Source organism: Telluribacter humicola, from assembly GCF_017355935.1.
GTDB classification, from domain to species: domain Bacteria; phylum Bacteroidota; class Bacteroidia; order Cytophagales; family Spirosomataceae; genus Telluribacter; species Telluribacter humicola.
This window is the reverse complement of sequence record NZ_JAFIQT010000001.1, coordinates 1,875,770-1,897,776: the sequence shown is the minus strand read 5'-3', so window position 1 is coordinate 1,897,776 and position 22,007 is coordinate 1,875,770. Positions and strand designations below refer to the sequence as shown.

Genomic DNA, 22,007 nt, shown 5'->3' with positions numbered 1-22,007 from the left:
CTTTGTATGAAGCTTTTATCTAAAATACTACTGGCTCTTTTTCTGTCGGCAAGCCTATTGCCCGCTACCTTTGTACCGGTAGTCCTGGCGCAACCCGGGGGTCAGAAGCCAAGCCCTGCTGGGGCGCTTCCCCTTGAGACCGTTCTTCGGCAGTTACAGGAGCGTTACCAGATCTTCTTCAACTACAACCCTCAGGCCATTCAGGATAAGCAACTCACGCTGGATAACCAGAAAGTAGCTGACACGCATCTGGATCAATACCTGGCGGAGCTATTACGTCCGGTAGGTATGAAGGTAGAAAAACAACAGGAGCGTCGCTACCTTATTTACGAAGTTCCTACTACCGTACCTTCCCGTTCCCGGCAGGTACCGGCCGGCTCAGCACCTGCTAGCCCGACACGCAGCACCTCTACGATCACCGGCCGGGTCACCGACGCCCAAACGGGAGAACCACTCCCCTTTGCCTCCGTGTACATCAACACCACGACCTTGGGTACTACTACCCGAGCAGATGGCACCTACCGACTTACGAGCGTACCCGTAGGTACCATTGAACTGGTGTCCACCTACCTGGGCTACCAAACCTCCCGCCAGGTAGTACGACTCACCGGCACCACCGCCCGTACAGTTAATTTTCAGCTACAACCCACCGCCAATCAGCTGATTAGCGTGACAATAGTAGGCCGCAAGAGCCGGTCCAGACAACGTCAGCTCAGAAAATTTGTAGACGAACTACTGGGACAGAGCCCCTTCTCCGGTCGGTGCGTCCTGCTCAATGATTCGGTTGTTCAGTTTTCGGAAGATCGCGGCAGGCTAATCGCCCACGCCAGCGCACCACTGGTCATTGATAACCGGGCACTGGGCTACCGTATCTACTACGATATGACCTATTTTGATACCTTCCGGCTCAATACCCGTTACGCAGGTACTACCCGCTTCGAAGAACTCACACCTGAAACCCCGGACCAGGCCGAGCGCTGGCAGCGCAACCGGCAGGCAGCCTATCGGGGGTCGTCACGGCACCTGCTGGCCAGTATGATCGCCGGTACCTACGAACAAGAGGGGTTTCTGGTGTACCAGAGCAATATGACCCTGACCGACGCTTCTTCCACGGCTCCCATCGTGCAGTTTTCGGGGCTTCGACGGGCCAAACCCATTGTCCCGGACAGCCTTTTTCGTCCGGGCGACCTGCCCTTCGAGCGGGTGTTCCGGTCCGGACAGCCGCTGGAAATTTTCCACTCCCGCATCTATACCCGCAACTCGCCCTATACCGACATGCCCTACGCCTATTCCATCCTGACGCTGCCGCAGCAGCAGGCCGTAGTTACGACCGACGGCTGGGTATCGGTACCCATGGGAATGGAAATCCGGGGTTACCTGGGGCAGGACCGGCTGGCGCGGCTACTGCCCGCCGACTGGAAACCCGCCGGTACAGCCATAGCTCCCCTGCTGGCCGAAGCGGCTACCACGGGTACCCTGCTGGATAAAGACCAGGTACTTGACTCGCTCATAAATCAGTGGCGTGCTTTACGGCAACTTGACGCGCCGGGCGTATTTCTGCACATTGACAAGCCTTTGTATACTACCGGCGATACCCTCAGGCTAAGCGCCTATCTGTTAAAACAGGAAGGCAGTCCCCAAATTGAAAGTACCGTGGCCGTTGCCACCGTGGCAGCGGCCACCGTGGCAACGGCCGAACCTGAGTCGCAGCCGGCTTTGCACGTAGAGCTGCTCACGGCGCAGGGACGTACCCTGGCCCACCAGTGGTTGCCAATTGATAATAACCGGAGCAGCGGGTACTTACGCCTGTCGGACACTCTGTCCACGGGTACCTACAGGTTGCGCGCCTATACCGAAGCAGACCGGGATCAGCCCTTTCCGCCCTTTGAGCGACTAGTACAGGTATATAACTGGACCCAGCCCGTCCGCCCGGATGCCCGCCGCCGGAATGCAGCCCCGGACGTGCAGTTTCTGCCCGAGGGCGGTTACTGGGTAGCCGGACACCCCACCCGGCTGGGGATCAAAGCACTGGACAGCCGGGGCCGGGGGCTGGCCCTTTCCGGTCAGGTCCTGGATAATCAGGGTAATGAAATAACCGAATTCAGTACCAATGCATTGGGTATGGGCAGCGTTGAACTCACCCCTGTTCCTGACCAGACGTACCGGGCCCGCGTGGGTGGACATGAATTTAAACTTCCCCAGGCCGGGGCCGAAGGGCTGAGCCTGCGGGCCGACTGGCTCAGCGACAGTACCCTGCTGAAAATACAGATACTTGCCTCCGGGAGTCTGCACCACCAGCCGGTATATGTAGTGCTGCAAAGCCAGGGTACGGTACAGCAGCAGGCCAAGTTACAGCTTCAGCTGGGAAAGGCCGGTATTGAAATACCTACGGCTAAACTACCGCCGGGCCTGATGCAGGTCACCCTTTTTGACGCGCAGGCGAAGCCCCGGGCCGAGCGGCTGGTGTACATACCGCAGCGGGTAAGCCCCGTTCGGGTGGAACTGGTGCCTGACAAAAACCTCTACGACGCCCGGGAACAGATGACCCTGGGCCTGCTCGTGCGGGATGGTACCAACGAACCGCTCTCCGCGGTTTTGTCAGCTTCAGTAACCGACGCCGACCAGCTACCGGCCGATACCGCGGCAGCGGACCTGCACACGCACCTGCTTCTGTCCGGTGAGCTGCGAGGTACGGTCGAAAATCCCCGGTACTATACCCACACCAACCAGCCCGCTACCCGCCGGGCGCTGGACGACCTGCTGCTCACTCAGGGCTGGCGCCGGCTGAGCTGGGAGCAGTTCCCGACGACTCCTGCCACCGGTACTCCGGCCCCTCCCACAGCCATGGTACTTCGGGGTAAAGTACTCGATACCCGCGACCGGCCCATCCCCAATGCCCGGCTGCTGTTTACATTTACCGGCTCGTCGGATAATTTTTCTACTTCGGTACAGGCCAGTCCGAAAGGAACCTTTACGCTGGGACGCCTGGTGTTTACGGATACCAGCAAGGTCCGGGTGGTGATCATGAACCAGAACCTGCGGGTCATCAAAGGCCGGGTAGTACCAGATACGCCGGGTGCAACATTTACCAAAGTACCTTTACTACTGAGCAATCCAGCAGACTGGGCACAAAACCACGAAAAATACCTGACCCAGGCCCGCCTACGCCAGGAGGGTGCGCCGGAGCTGTACCGGGAAAAAGATGCGCGGCTCCTGCGGGAAGTACTGATCAAGGGCAAAAAGGAAGACGCTGAAAGCAACGCCCGGCGCACCAGTATCCACGGCATACCCGACTACTCCCTGACTTTTGACGAAAAATCGCGCAGCTATCTCAATGTATACGAAATGATCATGGGGCAGGTACCCGGAGTGAAAGTACTGAAGGGCCCCAATGAAACTTATTCGGTAACGATTCGTGACGCAGCCAATTTTGAGGGCAGGGTTTCTCCCTTGTTTATAGTTGACGGTGTAGCTATAAGCAGTAACGCAGTTGCCAGGGAGGGCACGTCCAGCGGTTCAGGTGATGAACTTAACTTTCTGAATCCGGAGGATGTAGAACGGATCGAGTTACTGGTTAACGGAGGAGGAGCCGCTTATGGCGCCAGGGCTGCGGGGGGCGTTATTGCCATATTTACCAAAAAGTGGAGGCAGGGTAAAGCCGGCCGGGAAGAAACTGCGGATTTTATCATGGCCGGCTTTCCGGTGAAACGGCAGTACTACGTGCCTCGTTATGCCAGCCCCGATGCGGCACCTGCCCACCCTGACCTGCGGGATGTACTATACTGGCAACCCCTGATTAAGACTGATAATCTGGGAAAAGCCACCCTGCATTTTCCACTTTCAGATCATGTCCAGACCTTGCGTCTTACCATACAGGGAATTACTATTCAGGGTGACCCGGTGTCGGTGGAGAAGCTTGTAAAGGTGCGGTAGGGAGAGATGAATCAAAGGTCCGCGATGTACTTCTGCCCGCCCAGGGCCCGCATCTGCCGGACTATTTTGCCGGTACGGCTATTGACATAGGATGAAGGATTCTTGATAGAAAAACGAATGGGATTAGGCAGCACAGCGGCAATGCGGGCGGCCTCGTATCGGGTCAGGTCCTTGGCTGATTTGTTATAGAAGCGCTGGGAGGCGGCCTCCACGCCAAAGGTCATTTTGCCCATTTCGGCTACATTAAGGTATACCTCCAGAATGCGCTCCTTGCCCCAGATCAGCTCGATCAGTACCGTAAAGTAGGCTTCCAGCGCTTTACGGATATAGCTTCGGCCATTCCACAGGAACACATTCTTAGCTACCTGCTGCGATATGGTGCTGGCTCCGCGTACACGCTTCCGGTTCTCGGACAGGGCATCCTGAATCTGCTCAAAGTCAAAGCCCCAGTGGTTCGGAAAGTTCTGGTCCTCGGAGGCCACTACCGCCAGCGCTGCTTCCTTCGATATATTTTCGTATGACTCCCAGTCGTGGTAGATCTCGGTGCTTCGTCCTTCTGCTGACGCTTCTGCCTTACGAACCAGCATCAGCGGCGTCACCCATACCGGTACTACCTTCAGCACCACGACCCATATCACCGAGAGGATTACGAAGTACAGGATTAACTTGAATATGATGCCAAAAAGGAGACGAAACATACGTACTGGGGTCAGTGTGTCAGTAATGAATAGTGACGCAAATGTCGCAAAGAGTACTTACAAAGTACAAGATGCCGGGGCACAATCGTCCAAAAATTAGTTTACCCTGCAGGTGACCTGGCTACAAGCGGGTAGTTAGCAGGACGAAATGACTTATTTATGACTACCTTTTATACTACTGTATGAATACTCGCTCCCTCATAATATGTTATCTGCTTATCAGCCTGTTATCGGTACGGAGTGCTGCACAGGGGCTTCCCAACCATACCTTTTCCAACGAATCAGCGGAACTCGCGACGGACTTTGTAGTACTGGATGGCCTTCTGATGGATAAAAAGAGCCCCTTGCCGGACAACCTGACCATACTAAGGATGCAGAAAGTAAAGGACGCTCAGGAACTGAAAGAACTGGGGGTAAAAGAGTTTAGTGAATCATATACCTTCTACCACTCAAATCCCTCCCGGTTCTATGAATATGTTTACAGATGGGCCAGAAACAATAGGGTAGTTCCCTTTAGTCACTGGGATGTACGATTACCCCTGATCATCAATAACAAGTTACTAACTCCTACCGACTATTCATCACTTTCAGACTCAGATACTACCAGGATCAGGGCCATCGAATTTGTACCCATCACCTCAGCAGGTCCAAAGGGATACCCCACGATAGTATACGGAGCCTTTAAAGTAGAGGTGAAGAAGTAGCTCTAAAACAGCTAAGATATGAATGAAGACTTCCTGAGCTTTGTGTGGCGCTACCACTACTATGATAGAAGTGATCTGAGTACCCAGGCTGGCGAGTCGCTGCGGGTTATGCACCCGGGGCAGCGCAATACCCACGCGGGTCCGGACTTTACGGATGCCCGGATAGTTATCGATGACGTAGAATGGGCGGGTTGTGTGGAGATTCATGTGCGGTCGTCGGACTGGCAGCAGCACCGGCATACGCAGGATGCCGCTTATGAGAGTGTCGTGCTGCACGTCGTGTGGGAGGATGATCGTCCCGTCCGTCGCGACGATGGTACCCTACTCCCTACCCTCAGCCTGAAAGACCGCGTAGCCACCGAAGTACGGGAGCGGTACGAACAACTGATGACACCCGATGATCCTATCCTGTGCGCTCCTCAGTTCGGTAAGATGAATGAAATCAAAAAGCTATCGATGCTGGACCGGGTACTGCTGGAACGGTTGGATAAAAAAGCGGAGCTGGTACTAGGCCTGTGGGAAAGGAACGGCAGGGACTGGGAAGAAACGGCCTATCAGTGGCTGGCTCAGCACTTTGGCTTTAAGCTCAACGCGCCACCTTTCCTGCGACTAGCTCAACAAGTCCCCTTGAAAATACTTCAGAAACACCGGGATAATTCCCTGCAGCTGGAAGCCATGCTATTTGGTACCGCAGGCCTGCTACCGGATACTTCGGAGGAAGAATACGTGCAGGCTCTAAAACGGGAATATAAATTTCTGGCGGTGAAGTACCGGCTGGAAGAAAAACAGTTGGGTGCGCACGAGTGGAAGTTTATGAGACTGCGCCCGGCGGGATTTCCGACAGTCAGGCTGGCCCAGCTGGCAGTACTGCTCAAAGAGCAGGCCGGTATATTTGCTACCCTTACCGCAGCACCGGATGTAGCTACGCTTCGTAAGGTACTGCGGGTAAAGCAGTCGGACTACTGGCTGAGTCACTACCAGTTTGGCAAAGCGGCCAAAAGCAAAGTACCAACACTGGGTGCCGACGCCGCTGACCTTATTATCATCAATGCGGCCGTACCGCTACTGGTGGCCTACGCGCGGCAGCGCGACCAGCAGGCTCTACTCGAAAAAGCGGTACAATGGCTGGAACAAATGCCGGCCGAAAATAATCATCTGACTCGTCAGTGGGAACAATTGGGAATGCGGGTACAGAGTTCGGCTGATTCGCAGGCACTCATCGAATGGTATAATACCTACTGCTCAGCCAAACGCTGTCTGGAATGCACTGTAGGGGTATCGCTGCTGCGTCCCTCCTAGCTGTTATTGATCATACTCACCCCTGATAGCAGGAACACGATACCCACCAGGAAGGGGACGATAGACTCCCACTTGGTAACAAAAAGGCCCAGTACCGGCTCATTGTCTGATAAGAAAGCCACACAGGCAAACAGGACAACGATAATACCCAGTATTGTAAGCAGTGCGGCAAAGAAGCGTTTGAAGCGATAGTTCTCCATTTAGTTGTAGGTTATTAAGCTTTTCGTGACAAGTCCAAAAGGTACATAGGCGGGCTACTGGTATGCAGCAGCCCTCTACGCTCCGACTTTATTTTCTTTTTCCTCCAGCCCTAACTTCTTACCTTCCTCTACCATAAATGCATAGGCTTTTTCGAGTTCGTTGGGTATAATGCCTTCCAGGATAGCCTCCCGAATAGCCTCTTTGATGATACCCACCTCACGGGAGGGTTTGATGCCAAAAGTCTCCATGATCATCTCGCCCGTAACAACCGGCTGGAAGTTGCGCAGTTTATCCCGCTCTTCCAGATCATGCAGCTTTTGCTGTACAATATCAAAATTACGCAGGTACCGCTTCACCTTCTCCGGATTCTTGGACGTGATATCGGCCCGGCACAGGGTCATCAGTGCCTCGAGATCGTCACCGGCTTCATACAGCAGCCTCCGCATAGCCGAATCGGTGATGGCTTCCTTGGACAGTACGATGGGACGCAGGTGCAGTCTGACCAGCTTCTTCACAAAACGCATCCGGTCATCGAGTGGCAGCTTCATTCGCCGGAATATACCCGGTACCATACGGGCGCCTATTTCCTCGTGGTTATGGAAGGTCCAGCCTGCTTTTTTATCAAAGCGCTTGGTAGCTGGCTTGGCGATATCATGTAGCAGCGCCGCCCAGCGCAGCATCAGGTCCTGCGAGTGTTCGGCTACATTGTCAAGTACCTGCAGGGTATGGTAAAAATTATCTTTATGTCCTTTACCCTCAATATGCTCTACCCCCTGTAGCTCTACCAGCTCTGGAAAGATAGTCTGCAGCAGCCCCGCGTGGTACAGGAGCTTAAAGCCATAGGAAGGTACAGGTGACAGTACTATCTTGTTCAATTCATCGATGACCCGCTCGGCAGATACGATCTGAATGCGATCCTTCATCTGGATGATCGCCTCAAAGGTATCGGGCTCAATATCAAAGTTGAGCTGCGAAGCAAACCGAATAGCACGCATCATACGCAGCGGATCATCGGAGAAGGTAATACCCGGCTCCAGCGGGGTACGGATAATCTTCATGCGCAGGTCACGCATGCCTTCAAAGGGATCTACCAACTCGCCGTAGCTATTCTTGTCCAAGCTAATACCCATGGCGTTGATGGTGAAGTCGCGGCGTTTCTGGTCGTCCTCAAGGGTACCATCTTCTACAATAGGCTTACGCGAATCGGAGCGATACGACTCTTTACGGGCCCCCACAAACTCTACTTCCAGATCATCCAGCCGGATCTGAGCGGTACCAAAGTTACGGAATACACTCACATGGGCTCCGTTGCCCAACGCTGTCGCTACGCGTTCGGCCAGTTCAATACCACTGCCCACACATACGATATCTATGTCTTTGCCGGGACGTTTCAGGATCAGATCACGTACAAAGCCCCCGATTACATAGGCCTCAACGCCCAGCTCACGGGCTGCTTTGGCTACGGTTTCCAGTACTGGATAATTATGTAGCTTTTCACTTAAATTCATAGGACAAAGGTAGTAATTTAAAACCCTGGTAGGTGCAAATGATTAAATAATCAGGCCACCTGTGATACCTTCGTCATAAAATTTACCCGCCTGTTCGGTAACTCCTGTATTCCTCCGGTTCTAATTAAGTAACTGGACCCTATCCGGCTCTTTCTTTTGGCATACAAGCCGGAATTTTATTACTTCGCCACCACAACACTAACTAATTGGTTCACGTGAGATACTTGTTGTTACTGCTATTAGCTGCTACTGTTTTTGTTTCGGTACCTGAGGCTCAGGCCCAGAATCGCCCTGCGGCCGCGCAGCCCTCCTGGCAAAAACTATACGTCATCAAAGACAAACGATTTATATCACAGGGTGCGGACCGGGTATTCTTCTGGCTGGGAGATACGGCCTGGGAATTATTTCACCGCCTAACCCGTGAGGAGGCTGACCTATACCTCAAAAACCGCGCGGACAAAGGCTTCAATGTGATACAGGCCGTAGCGCTGGCCGAGTTTGATGGCCTGACCCAGCCCAATCAGTACGGGCAACTTCCCCTGGTCAACAACGATCCTACCCAACCCAACGAAGCGTACTTCAAGCATGTAGACTACGTGGTGGATAAGGCCGCTCAGTACAACATGTTCATAGGCCTGCTACCTACCTGGGGTGATAAGTTCAATAAAAAGTGGGGTGTGGGACCGGAGATATTTACTCCCGAAAATGCCCGTATTTACGGAGAGTTCCTGGGAAGACGCTACCGGAATAAGAACGTAATATGGATACTGGGTGGCGACCGCAGCCCCGAGACCGAAGCTCACTACAAGATCATCCGGGCGATGGCCGAAGGCCTCAAAGCAGGTGACGGCGGCAGCCGGTTGATTACCTACCACCCGCAGGGTGATGCCAATTCGGCGGCTTTCTTCCACCAGGAACCCTGGCTCAACTTTAACATGTACCAGTCGGGACATGGTAACAAGGATAAGAAGAACTACGTGATGATGCGGCAGAACTACAACATGTTCCCCGTTAAACCTACGCTGGACGCCGAGCCCCGCTACGAAGATCACCCGATCAACTGGAAGCCGGAGCTGGGGTACTTTGATGACTTTGATGCGCGTCAGGCGGCCTGGTGGGCGGTACTGTCGGGCGGAGCCGGACATACCTACGGTTGCCACGACATCTGGCAGTTTTTTGATCCGGATCGTAATCCACCCATCTCCTACGCCCGTACCCACTGGAAAAGGGCCATGGACCTGCCGGGCGCCTATCAGATGGGCTACATCCGCCGGCTGATGGAGTCGCATCCGTGGTGGCGACTCATGCCGGACCAGGATCTGATCAAAAACAAGAATCCTGATGATGGTGGCTTCCAGACTGCCGCTATTTCGGAAGATTCAGACTTTCTGCTGGCCTATACCCCCTACGGCCGACCGCTCCAGATCGACTTGGGCCGACTGGCTGCGGCGCCCCGCCTGCTGGCCTACTGGTTCAACCCGCGCGATGGCCGGAGTATCCGTATTGGTGAATTGAAGAACGAAGGCGTTGTAGAATTCAAGCCGTACGCGGCAGGTCCCGGTACCGATTGGGTACTCGTACTGGACGATGCGTCCAAGACCTGGGCCGGATACGGCTTGAAGAAGTAAGGAACTGTTTATTTCTCGAAACGCAGGTGCTTCACGGACTCACCGGACTCGGCCAGTTCGGTCAGGGCGTCGATACCGATGAGCAGGTGCTTCTCGACAAACTGAGAGGTTACTTTTTTGTCGCTCTCTTCGGTTTTTACGCCTTCGGGTACCATAGGGTTGTCTGATACGAGCAGCAGGGCTCCGTGCGGGATGGAGTTAGCAAAGCCCACGATAAAGATGGTAGCGGTTTCCATATCAATGGCCATGGCACGTATCTCACGCAGGTACTCTTTGAAGTCCTCGTCGTGCTCCCAGATGCGGCGGTTGGTAGTATACACAGTACCGGTCCAGTAGTCCATTTCGTGCTTGGCTATGCTGGATGAAACCGTACGCTGCAGACGGAATGAAGGAAGGGCGGGTATTTCGGCGGGCATGTAGTCATCGCTGGTACCTTCGCCCCGGATCGCCGCGATGGGCAGGATCAGGTCTCCGATCTGAGTTTTCTTTAAGCCTCCGCACTTACCCAGGAACAGTACTGCCTTAGGCTCAAGAGCTGAGAGCAGATCCATGACGGTAGCCGCCATGGGGCTTCCCATCCCGAAATTGATGATGGTGATATTATCAGCCGTGGCTGTCTGCATGGCGCGACCGTAGCCTTTCACCTCCACCCCGAATCGCTCGGCAAACATGGTTACGTAATTGATAAAATTAGTAAGCAGAATATATTGTCCGAATTCTTCTACGGCTGTACCGGTATACCGGGGCAGCCAGTTCTGTACGATCTGTTCTTTGGTAGTCATAATAAATAAGAAACTGGTTTTAACTAGAAAAAAATAGTGCTTTCAGGCAGCAGGATGGCAGATCTGACGTTATTACAACTGCTGTTACTTTCAACTATGGAATCGATCAATCTTCCTCCTTTCGCCCACAAAGTTAAGGACATGGATGGTAAACCATACATCTATGACCTGATCCGTAAGAAATATGTCGTGCTTACGCCTGAGGAATGGGTGCGTCAGCACTTCATTCACCTGCTCATTAACCACTACGGGTATCCTAAGTCGTTATTCGCCGTTGAGACCGGCCTGCGCTACAACAAACTAGCCAAACGAACCGATATCATGGTACTATCTACGGACGGTACGCCGTTCCTGCTGATCGAGTGCAAGGCTCCTCATATACCTGTTTCAGAAGCTACCTTCGCCCAGATTGGCCGGTACAACTTTACCCTCCGTCCTACCTATCTGGCCGTAACCAACGGTATGTCACACTACTGTTTTTCGGTGCAGGACGGGCAGATCAGCTACCACAACGATTTCCCACGGTTTGCCAGATAACATAATCATGTACTAGTTCATTAGCCCTTTTAAATAGCGAAAGCCCGTACAGTCAGTGACCGCACGGGCTTTCGCAAGAAATTTTATCCTAGTACTACTAATTACTTGGTAGCAACCAGTTTCACATCCAAAGTGAAGTCGTCGTAGATCAGGTTGTCACCCAGGGTAGCAGCGTCGAAGAATGACTTCGAACGGAACTTCATGTCGTACTTAGAGCGGTCAACGGTGATAGTACCGGTAGCCTGAGCACCATTAGCAGTAGGAGCTACTGTTACGGGGAAAGTTACAGGCTTAGTAATACCTTTGATGGTCAGGTTACCCGTTACATCGTATTGGTTAGCACTAGTGGCAGTAGCCTTAGTTAGTACAAATGTAGCAGTAGGGTGCTTCTCTACGGAGAAGAAATCCTCCGACTTCAGGTGGCCTACCAGTTTGCCGTTGTAGTTTGCGTCTTTCAGGTCTTCGCTGGTGATGGTAGTCATGTCAGCTACGAATTTACCGGCAGTAAGTTTGTTACCATCCAGGGTAAAGCTACCTTCTTTCAGGTCAATTTTTCCGTAATGCTCGCCGGTAACTTTCTTACCATTCCACTTAATCTCGCTTTTTGCAGGATCAACTTTGTAAGTAGCTGCCTTAGCTTTTGTTCCATCTTCGGCTACGGCTACTGAAGACATCAGCAATACTGCTGCCATTACACTGGCGAATTGTTTGAACACTTTCATTGGTTTGACTAGATTTGATTGTTTGGGTAAAAAATTCAAAACGTATATAAAGTTGTATTATTCTGGTTTGCGCAATTTGTCCAGCAAATCGCTAAGCTGGTTGGCTTCATCGGGAGTAAGCGTATGCAGATTCTTCTCCATTTCCAGAATCACCGGATCAAGTTGCGTCAGCAGTGCAAGTCCCTTCTCTGTAATAATGACATCTACGGCTCTCCGGTCAGACGGGCAGGAGTTGCGAATCAGTAGCTCCTTAGCCAGAAGTTTATCTACCAGTCGCGAAGCGTTGGATGTTTTATCCAGCATGCGTTCGGCTATGGCATTAACTTTGATAGGCTCAGGGTACTGGCCCTTCAATATTCGGAGCACGTTATACTGCTGAGGAGTAATACCATACTCGCGCAGGACCTCCAACTGCTGATACATCAGCCAATTGCTGGTATAGATAAGATTCACAGTCAGCCGATGGTAAGGTGACCGGAATTTTTTCTGCTTTATATCAGTTTCGATGGACATAGCTTCTTTCAATGTGATGCAATATTAATGTATTTACATTTAATGTACAAACATACATTAAAGAAATTTTAGTTCCTTTATAACAAACAAATTATAAAAACTTCTGAACAGTAGAAAAGATTTGATGGTATTATAGCCGTACTCTACCAGCTGTTCGCACATTACCAGACGTATGCTTACACTAAAGTCTCCGCTGATCCTTGCCTCTAATTCGCCCCGGCGCCAACAACTCATGAAAGAAGCTGGTTTTGATTTCAGAGTAGAAGTACGACCCACTGATGAACTATTCCCGCCGACCATGCATGCGGCTCAGGTAGCGGAGTACCTGGCCCAACACAAAGCGGAGCAGTTTGGGGAGTACCAGGGCGAGGCCCTCGTACTGTGTGCTGACACTATAGTGGTAGTGGATACAACTATACTGAATAAACCGGCTGATGCGGCGGAAGCTCGCTCCATGCTTAGGCAACTTTCGGGCCATACCCACCAGGTCATCACGGGTATATGCCTACTGGGCCCGAAGGGTTATGAGCCTGCAAGTGATATAGCGCATGTCACGTTCAGAGAGCTGGAAGATGCGGAGATCGACTACTATATCGAGCAGTACCGTCCCTACGACAAGGCCGGAGCCTACGGCATACAGGAGTGGATTGGCATGGTGGGCATTGAGCGTATAGAGGGCTCCTACTATACTATCATGGGGCTTCCTGTGCATAAAGTGTACCAGTTGCTAAAGCCTCACGTCAACTAACAGATTACTAATTCATACCACAACCGGAAGCTGATGAACGCCCCTAGTGCCCCAGTGCATTTGCCCCGCGTATGTTATGAAATATTTGTACGGGCCTTCTGCGATTCCAACGGTGACGGAATCGGAGACCTGAATGGCATTACATCCAAGCTGGACTACCTGCAGGATCTGGGAATAGAGGCGATCTGGCTTACGCCCATTCACCCCTCCCCTACGTACCACAAGTACGACGTCACGGACTATTACGCCATCGAGCCGGAGTTTGGGACGATGGATGATTTTAAAAGGCTACTGGCAGAAGCTCACCGGCGCAATATCCATGTATATATGGACCTGGTGATTAACCACACCAGTACCCAGCACCCGTGGTTCAGGAAGGCCAGTGCCAGCACAAAAAATCCCCACCGGATGTTTTACTGGTGGATGACCCAGCAACAAATTGACGCCAAAGGGATAGGACGCCGACAGCTAACGGCCGACTCGTGGGAAGCGAACCCCTGGCATGATAATCCGGGTGATGCCGAAAAGTACTACGGGATGTTTACGCATAGTATGCCCGACCTCAACTACGACTCTCCACTCCTTCGCTATGAAGTGTCGAAAATCCTAACGTTTTGGCTCAATAAAATAGGCGTGGACGGGTTCCGGCTTGATGCTGCCCGCCACATCTACCCCGACTGGGTCAAGCACCGGAATCCGGTATTCTGGGAGGAGTTTGGCAAGGAGGTCGATCGCATCAAACCCGGCACCTATACGGTTGGGGAAGTGTGGGCTCCAACCGAGGAGGTAGGACCTTACTTCCGGGGGCTTAAGGCAAACTTCCACTTTGACCTGAGCTACCATCTTCAGCGTATACTATACCAGGGTACTCACCAAGACCTGGTCCGTAAGCTGCTGGACGACTACGCCATATTCGGCCGCTATAATCCTGACTTTATAGATGCTACCATGCTGACCAATCACGACCAGAACCGGATTGGCAGCGTAGTTGAGGGCAACATAGCCCTGATGAAACTCGCGGCTTCGATGCTACTTACCCTACCCGGTCAGCCCTATATGTACTACGGCGAAGAGATAGGTATGCTGGGGCAGAAGCCCGATGAGCGCATCCGGGAACCCTTCATCTGGACCGAGGACCGTGATGATCCCCAGCGAGCCCTCTGGATCAAACCCAGGTACTCACGCCGCGCTACGGTCAGGCCCCTGTCGCTGCAGCAGCAGGACCCGAATTCCCTGTACCATCATTATAAAAAACTGATTGCTGTTCGTAAGGCTGAGCCCGCCCTGGCCCAAATCCATGCGCCCAACCTGGCGGAGACTCCTATCGATAACGATAAGGTACTTGCTTACTTCCGCCCGCATCCTACCCAACCGGTGCTGATTATTCATAACCTGCTCGACTCCCCGCAAACCATAATGCTAAGCGATACTATGGAGCAGTACACGCGAGTGATTTTCCAGACTTTGCCGGCTGCCATTACCGACAGGGATACCATTCAGTTGCCAACCTATGGCAGTATACTACTGGGTCTCAGCTTCTGAGCCACCCTATTTCAGACCTCACAAACTCCTGAATACTCCACAAAATCGGTAGACCCTAGCATAATTTTTTATAATTTTAAGGTATCATCAGCACCTAACCCTTAACTGACTATGCAGGCGATCCTCGTCCCCACCGACTTTTCCCCCGGCTCCCGAACGGCAGTGGAGGTAGCCGCCCTGCTGGCAGTTCAGGCCGATGCTGGACTGGTGCTCCTCAATGTAGATGAAAATGCCACTCAGGCAGCCACATCCAGGCAATCCAGAGCATATAATCAGCAGTCTGACACTGTAACTACCAGTGATTTGTACGATTACCTGATCGAACTACGAAGAGAGCTGGTTCAGAAACGGGCTTTTTCCGGTTTAAAGATCCGTACAGAGTTGTGTCCCGGTTCACTGGTGTCAGTAGTCGAAACATACGCGGAACGTAATAATATGGACCTGATCGTGATGGGTACCCGGGGCGCGGGTGGTCTGGAGGAGCTGCTGATCGGATCAAACACCGAGAAAGTAATCCGACGAGCCTGCTGTCCGGTACTGGCAGTACCCGAGGAGACTATACCCGGACCGATCAAAAACATTGCCTTCCCGACGACACTGAAAGATGATCAGAAAGTCGTGTTCCGCAGGCTGGCGGCTCTGCAGCAGACCCTAGGCACGGATATCAGCTTCCATATACTTTATGTTAATGACCCGGCGGGTCTAGGCAGTGAGGAAGCCATTGAGCAGCGCTACCGCGATCTGGTCTCAGACAGTAATTTACTAAATACTACCTTCCACCTGAAAGGAGCCCTGGATCTGGATGAAGGAATAGAGATTCTGCAATTCGCCAAAGAGCAGGGGGTGGACATTATTACCATGGGTACCCACCAGCGTCGGGGCCTGTCGCACTTAATTCTGGGAAGCATGACCGAAGATACCGTTAACCATTCAAACATTCCGGTTCTGACGATTCCACTTCGGTAAGTACATCTTTTAAACCCAATCTATCGCAGTAGAGAAACGGTTCCTGTGCCCTTTTAGGGGTAAAATCACTTAAATCACTTGCCTTAGGCGCTTCCTCAGTTTATGAAAACGACCGCTCTTCCTATACTAGCAGGCCTGACTACCGGTCTGCTTTCGCCCTGTGTTGCCCAGCCTGCTACCAATCAGCCTGTATACCCCAGTATCGGTCAGGTTGTGTACCAGGATGCCCGACTCGAAAAACTAATTCCTAAGGGTACTCCCATTGAGGTACTGGCTTCGGGTTTTGTCTGGTCCGAGGGACCTATCTGGATCAAAGAGGGTAATTACTTGCTCTTCTCCGATGTACCTCAGAACGTTATCTTTAAATGGAGTGAGCAGGAAGGACTTTCGGAGTTTCTGAAGCCGTCGGGCTACACCGGACACGAGTACTACAGCGAAGAACCCGGCAGCAACGGCCTTACCCTCGACCGACAGGGTCGGCTTATTGCCTGTGAGCACGGCGACCGGCGGGTCACGGCCATGCCATTGACAGGAGGCGGCAAGCTCACCCTGGCCGATCGGTACCAGGGCAAACGCTTTCACAGCCCCAACGACGTAGTACAGCATCCGACGCAGAACAGCTACTACTTTACGGATCCACCTTACGGCCTGCCCAAGCGCCAGGATGACCCGTCCCAGGAGCTGCCTCATTACGGTGTGTACCGAGTTACTCCCGACGGAAATGTAACGCTGCTGATCAGCGATCTGACTCGCCCCAATGGCCTGGCCTTCTCACCGGATGGGCGTACCTTATACGTAGCCCAGTCTGATCCGGAAAAAGCTATCCTGATGGCTTATCCGGTACAGAACGATGGAACCTTGGGTAAGGGAAGGTTGTTCTTCGATGCAACTTCCATGGTGAAGCAGGGACTACCCGGCCTGCCGGATGGCCTCAAGCTGGATAAGGACGGAAATGTATGGACAACGGGACCCGGTGGAGTACTGATACTATCGCCCGAAGGCAAACTGCTGGGACGGATAGATACCAAACAGGCTACTGCCAACTGCGCCTGGGGCAACGATGGTAGTACCTTATATATCACAGCCGATGGATATCTGTGCCGAATCAGAACAAATGCACGCGGAGCTGGTTTTTAAATACATACAAATTGCACCTAACTTGCTATTTCTATGACATTTACGTGCATAAAACTAAATTATTTATTACCTTTTGATATATGTTTCAATATCACGAACTTCGTGGCGTTCTTGGTGAGAACGGAAAATTGGGTTGATTGGAATGCTTGAGAATCGTCGCTTTATCATTATTGGTTTTTTCATATTTGTAGGTGTTGCCTACTTATTCAGGCTGTTCTACCTGCAGGTACTAGATGAAAGTTATACGATTGAATCGTCCAGTAACTCCATCAAAAGAGTAATAGAGATCCCTTTCCGGGGGCAGATCTATGACCGGTACGGCAACCTCATCGTATACAATACGCCTGTCTACGACCTGTTGGTGACCCCCTACAAGGCCAAAGTACAGGATACCCTTACTTTCTGTCGGCTGCTTGGCATCGAACGGCGTGATTTTGACAGCCTCATGACGGCCGCACGTACCTACTCACGCGTTAAGCCGTCCCTTTTCCTTCGTCAGCTTTCTAAAGAAGACTTTGCCCGTATCCAGGACATCATGGTGGACTATCCGGGCTTTGAGTTTGCTAAAAGCTCCCTGCGAACCTATTCGGCTCCAGTACTGGCCAATACGATGGGGTACGTGAGTGAAATCACTAAAGGGCAGATGGAAAAGCAGGAAGTTGAGTACTACCGGCAGGGCGACTATATCGGACAGAGTGGTATTGAAAAGTATTACGAGGAACAGCTCCGCGGTAAACGAGGTATCCGGTTTGTGATGCAAAACGTTAGTGGCGTAGCCAAAGGGTCCTGGAAGGATGGTGAACTCGATACGATGGCTATAGCTGGTCAGAACCTGTACACCGGCATTGACCTGATGGTGCAGCAGTATGCAGATAGTCTCATGGTTAATAAGGTAGGTAGTGTAGTAGCGATTGAGCCCAAAACCGGGCAGATATTAGCTATTGTATCATCACCAAGTTATGATCCCAATATTCTGGCTTCCCGGCATTTCTCCAAGAACTACTCTATGCTGGCCAAGAACCCATACAAGCCGCTCTTTAACCGACCTGTCATGGCTAGCTATCGTCCGGGTTCTACGTTTAAGCTGATACAGGCCCTGATCGCCTTACAAGACGGAGTAATTACACCGGGTACCGGTTTTGGCCATGCAGGATCTCCTATGAAGTGTCACAATCACCCTGCTACCTCTACGATTGTGAGTGCGGTACAATATTCATGTAATCCCTATTTCTATCAGGTATTCAAGCGTATTATTTATAATAATGACACCAAGGATACCTATAAAGCATCAGCCGAGGGCCTCAACCGCTGGAATGAGCAAGTAAGTAAGTTCGGCATTGGCCAGCGTCTGGGGGTGGACCTTCCTAGTGAATACAAAGGAAACCTCCCTGATGAAACCTACTATGATAAAATCTATGGCGCTGATCGCTGGAAGTTTTCCAATGTATATTCGCTAAGTATCGGTGAAGGGGAGCTTTTGATCACCCCCCTTAAGATGGCCAATGTAGCTGCTATCATTGCTAACCGCGGCTACTACTATACGCCTCACGTAGTAAGTGGTGTTGGAGAAAAGAATAAACCTCTGCCTGAGTATACTGTAAAGCATGAAACAGGTATAGAGGCCCGTCATTTTGAGACTATCATACCTGGTATGGTTGGAGCCGTCGAAGCGGGTACTGTAATGGGACTGGCCCGAATTAAAGATGTTCAGATCGCAGGAAAAACAGGAACCTCACAGAATAAAATCGGTAAGGACCACTCTATCTTCATTGGATTTGCTCCGGCGGATAATCCCAAGATAGCCATAGCAGCCTTCGTTGAAAATGGGGTGTGGGGAGGAACAGCTGCCGCTCCGGTAGCTACTCTGATCATAGAGCGATATCTGAAACGGAAAACTGAGAATAAACCACTCGAGAGCTATGTACTCTCAAGAAACTACATGCCTAACGTAATAGTACCGGGGACCAAGTCTCCCACTAAGAAGGATACTGCCAAGAAGAAGCCACCGGTTACGGCCCCCATCGCTACTACTAAAAAAGACGGGGCTAACAAACCTGGCCTGACCGTAGCTTCATCCGGAAACTAGACGTTCAGTAGCTGAAGGTATCGATCACGTTAACAGTTTTTATATCCACTTTCCCTCCTTAATTGCCACTTTTAGAAAATGGCTCGTAACCAAACATTAACTCAGAATCTTGACTGGATCGCCGTACTCATCTACATCCTGTGTGTAATGATGGGGTGGTTCAATATTTACGCTGCCGTGTACAGTCCGGAGGTGCCTACCAGCATTTTTGATATGGCTCACAATGCCGGGAAGCAGCTCATGTGGATTGGGACTACGATACTCCTCATTATTGCTATTCTGGTTATAGACCATAAGTTTTACGATACCTTTGCGTACATCATCTACGGGATTGTACTACTGATGCTGGTCGCTGTACTTTTCATCGGAGCTGATATCAACGGTTCACACTCCTGGATCAAGATAGGTGCCTTTTCTATCCAGCCTGCTGAGTTTGCCAAATTAGGTACCAGCCTTGCCCTGGCCAAGTACCTTAGTGATCCTACCGTGAGTCTGACCCGCTCCTGGAAGGAGTACCTGCCTATAGCAGGTTTTGTAGGAGTACCGTCCCTACTGATCCTGGTTTCGAACGAAACCGGGTCCATGCTTGTATTTGCGGCTTTTGCGATCATGCTATACCGCGAAGGGCTCCCTGGTATTATCCCCGCCGTAGGTATTATTATGGCCATCCTGGTAGTAATGACCCTGCTGGTATCCAACTGGTTTATCGTAGCCGGTATTGTCATCATAGCCGGACTGATCATATGGTTCATGCCCAAGACTACCCGTCGCCAGGGTGGCTTACTGGCTACACTGGTGGTGGCGTTTATTATGATGGGCGTAGTGATCGGGGTAGATTTCTTTATAAATAACATTCTGCAAAAGCATCAGCGCAGCCGTATCATGGTACTGGTTGATCCTGATTCAGATCCGCGTGGTGCCGGCTGGAACGTAATTCAATCCAAGATCGCGATTGGTTCGGGACGACTGATAGGCAAAGGCTTTCTGGAAGGGACCCAGACCAAGTTTGACTTTGTACCTGAGCAGAGTACTGACTTTATTTTCTGTACCGTAGGCGAAGAGCATGGCTTCATCGGAGCTGCTATTGTGGTTGTTCTCTTCATGGGCCTTATTGCCCGTCTGGTGATCCTGGCCGAGCGCCAGCGAACGCGCTTTGCCCGGGTTTATGGTTATTGCGTTGCCGGTATCATGTTTTTTCACTTCATGGTTAACATCGGTATGACCATCGGTCTTATGCCGGTTATTGGTATTCCTCTGCCCTTTTTCAGCTACGGGGGTTCGTCGCTGTGGTCGTTTTCAATCCTACTGTTTATTTTCCTGAAAATCGACTCACAACGTCCATATACCTTATCGCGTACCTGAGCCATGGCTCTGATCAGCAAGAAGAAGATCCCCTACCCGATCAGTCCTGATCTGAGGGAGTACCTGGTCAAGTACCAGCGGGAGGTACCTCTTAGTATCCACTATACGGACCTGCACCGGTTTTCTAACGCTGTCTCGTTATATGACCCCAGGGGAAATGATACGCTTTGGCTGTCAGTATTTTATGAGTCCAGCGATACGCAGGATATCTTTTATGCCCTCAAGACTATCTACGCCCATCTCAAAGTAGATGGCGATCTGTCTATTCTGAGACACCTCTCGGTCGATCGCGTAGACTTGTGTACGTACGGCAATACGCGCCCCTTCCGCATCCGGATCGTCAACCAGATCAACGACAACTTCGACTACTTTTATATCAAACATGCCGATGCCTCGCGGGTATACGGGCTGGAGTTGGAAGATATCCTCTCACCCAATCAGGTAAGCTACCTGACCAGTGGCAACTCACTGGTAGAAGAGCATATCGTGGGTATACCGGGGGATATATTTATGAAAACGCACCTGTACGAGCCCAGCCTCAACCCTATCCGGCTTTGTAAGGAGTTTGTGAAGTTTAATGAAAGGTGTTTTATAAGGCTGCTGGGTGATATGCATTCCAGCAACTTCATCGTAGATATCACTCCTGATTTTGAAGAGATCTACTACCGCCTGCGCGCTATTGATTTTGACCAGCAGTCGTATGAGGGTAAGAAATCAGTATACATGCCCCAGTACTTCCGGCAGAATAACCCTATCATCGAAATGGGTATGAAGTACATGACCTCTGAAAGCGTGCGTCAGTACCAGATCGAGGAACGTACGCAGATTGCTACGCGAATGCGCATCGAAAAGTCGAGGGCCAATGATATCCTGGATGTCATGTCCGAAGACACGCTCTCGAGTCCTGAGTACATCGCTCAACTACGGCAAGAACTGGCACGGCACTACCAGCACCAGGCTTTTATGGAGTGCCGTACCATGGGGCAGCTCGTCCGGAAGAGCCTCGAGCTGATTTCGCACCACTAGCTGAACTTACCAGCCGCGATAAGCAGAAGGACCCAACCGGCTATCAGTAGCAGGCCTCCAATGGGTGCCACCGCTCCAAACTTTGTAATACCGGTAAAGCAGATGGTGTAGAGAGAACCGGAAAAAATAAGTACTCCTCCGATAAAGGCATACCCCGACCAGCCCAGCCAGCGGGCGGCATCTTCCCCGGCCCGCTGCATCAGTATCCCTACGGCTACCAGCATAATGGCATGATAAAACTGGTACTTAACGGCCGTTTCGAAGGTATCAGCCCGACCCGAGGCTTCCAGTGTCGCGCGGAGCGCGTGCGCTCCGAAGGCTCCCAGGGCAACAGCCAACGCCCCTAATATAGCCCCGGCTTGTATCATAAATTTCATAGTTCAGCAGTAATTAGTAGTTAGTCCGGCCAAAGGTACTGGCTCCGCCCTGGCATATCAACTATGCTCCACAAAAATTCATACTCCCCTCTACAGATCCTACTGGTTTTATCCTTCCATACCGGGAGTACCTTTAACTATAGCTGGGCTGAAATGACTTGGTAAGGACCTGAGAAGAAGATACCCTGTTCCGCTCCGCTTTGCGCCATAAAGAAGAGAGCTTACCGCGCAATTGCTG

19 protein-coding genes are annotated in these 22,007 nt (G+C 51.6%); 12 read left to right on the top strand and 7 right to left on the bottom strand.

Annotation, left to right across the window (positions count from 1 at the left end; genetic code table 11):
- Positions 1-6: 6 nt before the first annotated feature.
- Entirely contained in the window at positions 7-3,933 is a 3,927-nt protein-coding gene (locus JUB14_RS08155; RefSeq protein ID WP_207505368.1) for a carboxypeptidase-like regulatory domain-containing protein, read from the top strand.
- A gap of 11 nt (positions 3,934-3,944) precedes the next feature.
- On the opposite strand, the gene mtgA is transcribed toward JUB14_RS08155, so the two are convergent.
- On the bottom strand, positions 3,945-4,631 hold the full coding sequence (gene mtgA, locus JUB14_RS08150) for a monofunctional biosynthetic peptidoglycan transglycosylase (RefSeq protein WP_207505367.1): 687 nt from the start codon (positions 4,629-4,631) through the stop codon (positions 3,945-3,947).
- Positions 4,632-4,813: 182 nt separating this feature from the next.
- On the opposite strand from mtgA, the gene JUB14_RS08145 reads away from it, so the two are divergent.
- Together JUB14_RS08145 and JUB14_RS08140 are read left to right on the top strand one after the other, a co-directional pair.
- Entirely contained in the window at positions 4,814-5,335 is a 522-nt protein-coding gene (locus JUB14_RS08145; RefSeq protein ID WP_207505366.1) for a hypothetical protein, read from the top strand.
- Positions 5,336-5,353: 18 nt separating this feature from the next.
- Positions 5,354-6,634, top strand: a complete 1,281-nt coding sequence (locus JUB14_RS08140) for a DUF2851 family protein (RefSeq protein WP_207505365.1) — start codon at positions 5,354-5,356, stop codon at positions 6,632-6,634.
- Here the strand turns inward: JUB14_RS08140 and JUB14_RS08135 are convergent.
- Both JUB14_RS08135 and JUB14_RS08130 read right to left on the bottom strand, forming a co-directional pair.
- Positions 6,631-6,834 (bottom strand): hypothetical protein, encoded by a 204-nt coding sequence (locus JUB14_RS08135; protein WP_207505364.1) that lies wholly within the window; start codon positions 6,832-6,834, stop codon positions 6,631-6,633. The two genes, JUB14_RS08140 and JUB14_RS08135, sit on opposite strands and share 4 nt — an antisense overlap.
- 75 nt (positions 6,835-6,909) lie before the next feature.
- A complete protein-coding gene (locus JUB14_RS08130) occupies positions 6,910-8,343 on the bottom strand; it encodes a CCA tRNA nucleotidyltransferase (RefSeq protein ID WP_207505363.1) in 1,434 nt (477 codons plus the stop codon).
- Between the two features lie 227 nt (positions 8,344-8,570).
- Here JUB14_RS08130 and JUB14_RS08125 point away from each other — a divergent pair, with 227 nt between their 5' ends.
- Entirely contained in the window at positions 8,571-9,971 is a 1,401-nt protein-coding gene (locus JUB14_RS08125; protein WP_229367583.1) for a glycoside hydrolase family 140 protein, read from the top strand.
- A gap of 8 nt (positions 9,972-9,979) precedes the next feature.
- On the opposite strand, the gene JUB14_RS08120 is transcribed toward JUB14_RS08125, so the two are convergent.
- Positions 9,980-10,753: an AMP nucleosidase gene (locus tag JUB14_RS08120; protein WP_207505361.1), complete on the bottom strand. Its 774-nt coding sequence runs from the start codon at positions 10,751-10,753 to the stop codon at positions 9,980-9,982.
- A gap of 96 nt (positions 10,754-10,849) precedes the next feature.
- Between JUB14_RS08120 and JUB14_RS08115 the strand changes: the two genes are divergently transcribed.
- Positions 10,850-11,290 (top strand): type I restriction enzyme HsdR N-terminal domain-containing protein, encoded by a 441-nt coding sequence (locus tag JUB14_RS08115; RefSeq protein ID WP_207505360.1) that lies wholly within the window; start codon positions 10,850-10,852, stop codon positions 11,288-11,290.
- 101 nt (positions 11,291-11,391) lie between these two features.
- On the opposite strand, the gene JUB14_RS08110 is transcribed toward JUB14_RS08115, so the two are convergent.
- Both JUB14_RS08110 and JUB14_RS08105 read right to left on the bottom strand, forming a co-directional pair.
- Positions 11,392-12,012, bottom strand: coding sequence for a YceI family protein (locus tag JUB14_RS08110; RefSeq protein WP_207505359.1), 621 nt, complete (start codon positions 12,010-12,012; stop codon positions 11,392-11,394).
- 57 nt (positions 12,013-12,069) lie between these two features.
- Positions 12,070-12,525 carry a MarR family winged helix-turn-helix transcriptional regulator gene (locus JUB14_RS08105; protein ID WP_207505358.1) on the bottom strand — a complete coding sequence of 152 codons (456 nt, stop codon included), beginning with the start codon at positions 12,523-12,525 and terminating at the stop codon, positions 12,070-12,072.
- 172 nt (positions 12,526-12,697) lie between these two features.
- On the opposite strand from JUB14_RS08105, the gene JUB14_RS08100 reads away from it, so the two are divergent.
- The 7 genes from JUB14_RS08100 (at position 12,698) to JUB14_RS08070 (ending at position 21,392) form a co-directional block, all read left to right on the top strand.
- The gene (locus JUB14_RS08100; RefSeq protein WP_207505357.1) at positions 12,698-13,273 is read left to right on the top strand and encodes a Maf family protein; all 576 of its coding nucleotides are present in this window, start codon (positions 12,698-12,700) and stop codon (positions 13,271-13,273) included.
- Between the two features lie 33 nt (positions 13,274-13,306).
- Positions 13,307-14,815: an alpha-amylase family glycosyl hydrolase gene (locus JUB14_RS08095; protein ID WP_207505356.1), complete on the top strand. Its 1,509-nt coding sequence runs from the start codon at positions 13,307-13,309 to the stop codon at positions 14,813-14,815.
- Positions 14,816-14,926: 111 nt separating this feature from the next.
- Complete coding sequence (locus tag JUB14_RS08090) at positions 14,927-15,781, top strand: universal stress protein (RefSeq protein WP_207505355.1); 855 nt, start codon at positions 14,927-14,929, stop codon at positions 15,779-15,781.
- A gap of 102 nt (positions 15,782-15,883) precedes the next feature.
- Positions 15,884-16,918: an SMP-30/gluconolactonase/LRE family protein gene (locus JUB14_RS08085; RefSeq protein WP_207505354.1), complete on the top strand. Its 1,035-nt coding sequence runs from the start codon at positions 15,884-15,886 to the stop codon at positions 16,916-16,918.
- Positions 16,919-17,060: 142 nt separating this feature from the next.
- On the top strand, positions 17,061-19,004 hold the full coding sequence (locus tag JUB14_RS08080) for a penicillin-binding transpeptidase domain-containing protein (RefSeq protein ID WP_207505353.1): 1,944 nt from the start codon (positions 17,061-17,063) through the stop codon (positions 19,002-19,004).
- Positions 19,005-19,082: 78 nt separating this feature from the next.
- Positions 19,083-20,366 (top strand): rod shape-determining protein RodA, encoded by a 1,284-nt coding sequence (gene rodA / locus JUB14_RS08075; protein WP_207505352.1) that lies wholly within the window; start codon positions 19,083-19,085, stop codon positions 20,364-20,366.
- Positions 20,367-20,369: 3 nt separating this feature from the next.
- Entirely contained in the window at positions 20,370-21,392 is a 1,023-nt protein-coding gene (locus JUB14_RS08070; RefSeq protein ID WP_207505351.1) for a hypothetical protein, read from the top strand.
- On the opposite strand, the gene JUB14_RS08065 is transcribed toward JUB14_RS08070, so the two are convergent.
- Positions 21,389-21,769: a DUF423 domain-containing protein gene (locus tag JUB14_RS08065; protein WP_207505350.1), complete on the bottom strand. Its 381-nt coding sequence runs from the start codon at positions 21,767-21,769 to the stop codon at positions 21,389-21,391. The genes JUB14_RS08070 and JUB14_RS08065 overlap by 4 nt on opposite strands.
- Positions 21,770-22,007: the final 238 nt, after the last annotated feature.

Coding starts and splice junctions, on each gene's coding strand:
- JUB14_RS08090 (WP_207505355.1), top strand. CDS start 14,927: ATGCAGGCGATCCTCGTCCCCACCGACTTTTCCCCCGGCTCCCGAACG.
- JUB14_RS08095 (WP_207505356.1), top strand. CDS start 13,307: ATGAACGCCCCTAGTGCCCCAGTGCATTTGCCCCGCGTATGTTATGAA.
- JUB14_RS08140 (WP_207505365.1), top strand. CDS start 5,354: ATGAATGAAGACTTCCTGAGCTTTGTGTGGCGCTACCACTACTATGAT.
- JUB14_RS08135 (WP_207505364.1), bottom strand. CDS start 6,834: ATGGAGAACTATCGCTTCAAACGCTTCTTTGCCGCACTGCTTACAATA.
- JUB14_RS08065 (WP_207505350.1), bottom strand. CDS start 21,769: ATGAAATTTATGATACAAGCCGGGGCTATATTAGGGGCGTTGGCTGTT.
- JUB14_RS08100 (WP_207505357.1), top strand. CDS start 12,698: ATGCTTACACTAAAGTCTCCGCTGATCCTTGCCTCTAATTCGCCCCGG.
- JUB14_RS08070 (WP_207505351.1), top strand. CDS start 20,370: ATGGCTCTGATCAGCAAGAAGAAGATCCCCTACCCGATCAGTCCTGAT.
- JUB14_RS08145 (WP_207505366.1), top strand. CDS start 4,814: ATGAATACTCGCTCCCTCATAATATGTTATCTGCTTATCAGCCTGTTA.
- rodA (WP_207505352.1), top strand. CDS start 19,083: ATGGCTCGTAACCAAACATTAACTCAGAATCTTGACTGGATCGCCGTA.
- JUB14_RS08085 (WP_207505354.1), top strand. CDS start 15,884: ATGAAAACGACCGCTCTTCCTATACTAGCAGGCCTGACTACCGGTCTG.
- JUB14_RS08080 (WP_207505353.1), top strand. CDS start 17,061: ATGCTTGAGAATCGTCGCTTTATCATTATTGGTTTTTTCATATTTGTA.
- JUB14_RS08115 (WP_207505360.1), top strand. CDS start 10,850: ATGGAATCGATCAATCTTCCTCCTTTCGCCCACAAAGTTAAGGACATG.
- JUB14_RS08130 (WP_207505363.1), bottom strand. CDS start 8,343: ATGAATTTAAGTGAAAAGCTACATAATTATCCAGTACTGGAAACCGTA.
- JUB14_RS08105 (WP_207505358.1), bottom strand. CDS start 12,525: ATGTCCATCGAAACTGATATAAAGCAGAAAAAATTCCGGTCACCTTAC.
- JUB14_RS08155 (WP_207505368.1), top strand. CDS start 7: ATGAAGCTTTTATCTAAAATACTACTGGCTCTTTTTCTGTCGGCAAGC.
- mtgA (WP_207505367.1), bottom strand. CDS start 4,631: ATGTTTCGTCTCCTTTTTGGCATCATATTCAAGTTAATCCTGTACTTC.
- JUB14_RS08110 (WP_207505359.1), bottom strand. CDS start 12,012: ATGAAAGTGTTCAAACAATTCGCCAGTGTAATGGCAGCAGTATTGCTG.
- JUB14_RS08120 (WP_207505361.1), bottom strand. CDS start 10,753: ATGACTACCAAAGAACAGATCGTACAGAACTGGCTGCCCCGGTATACC.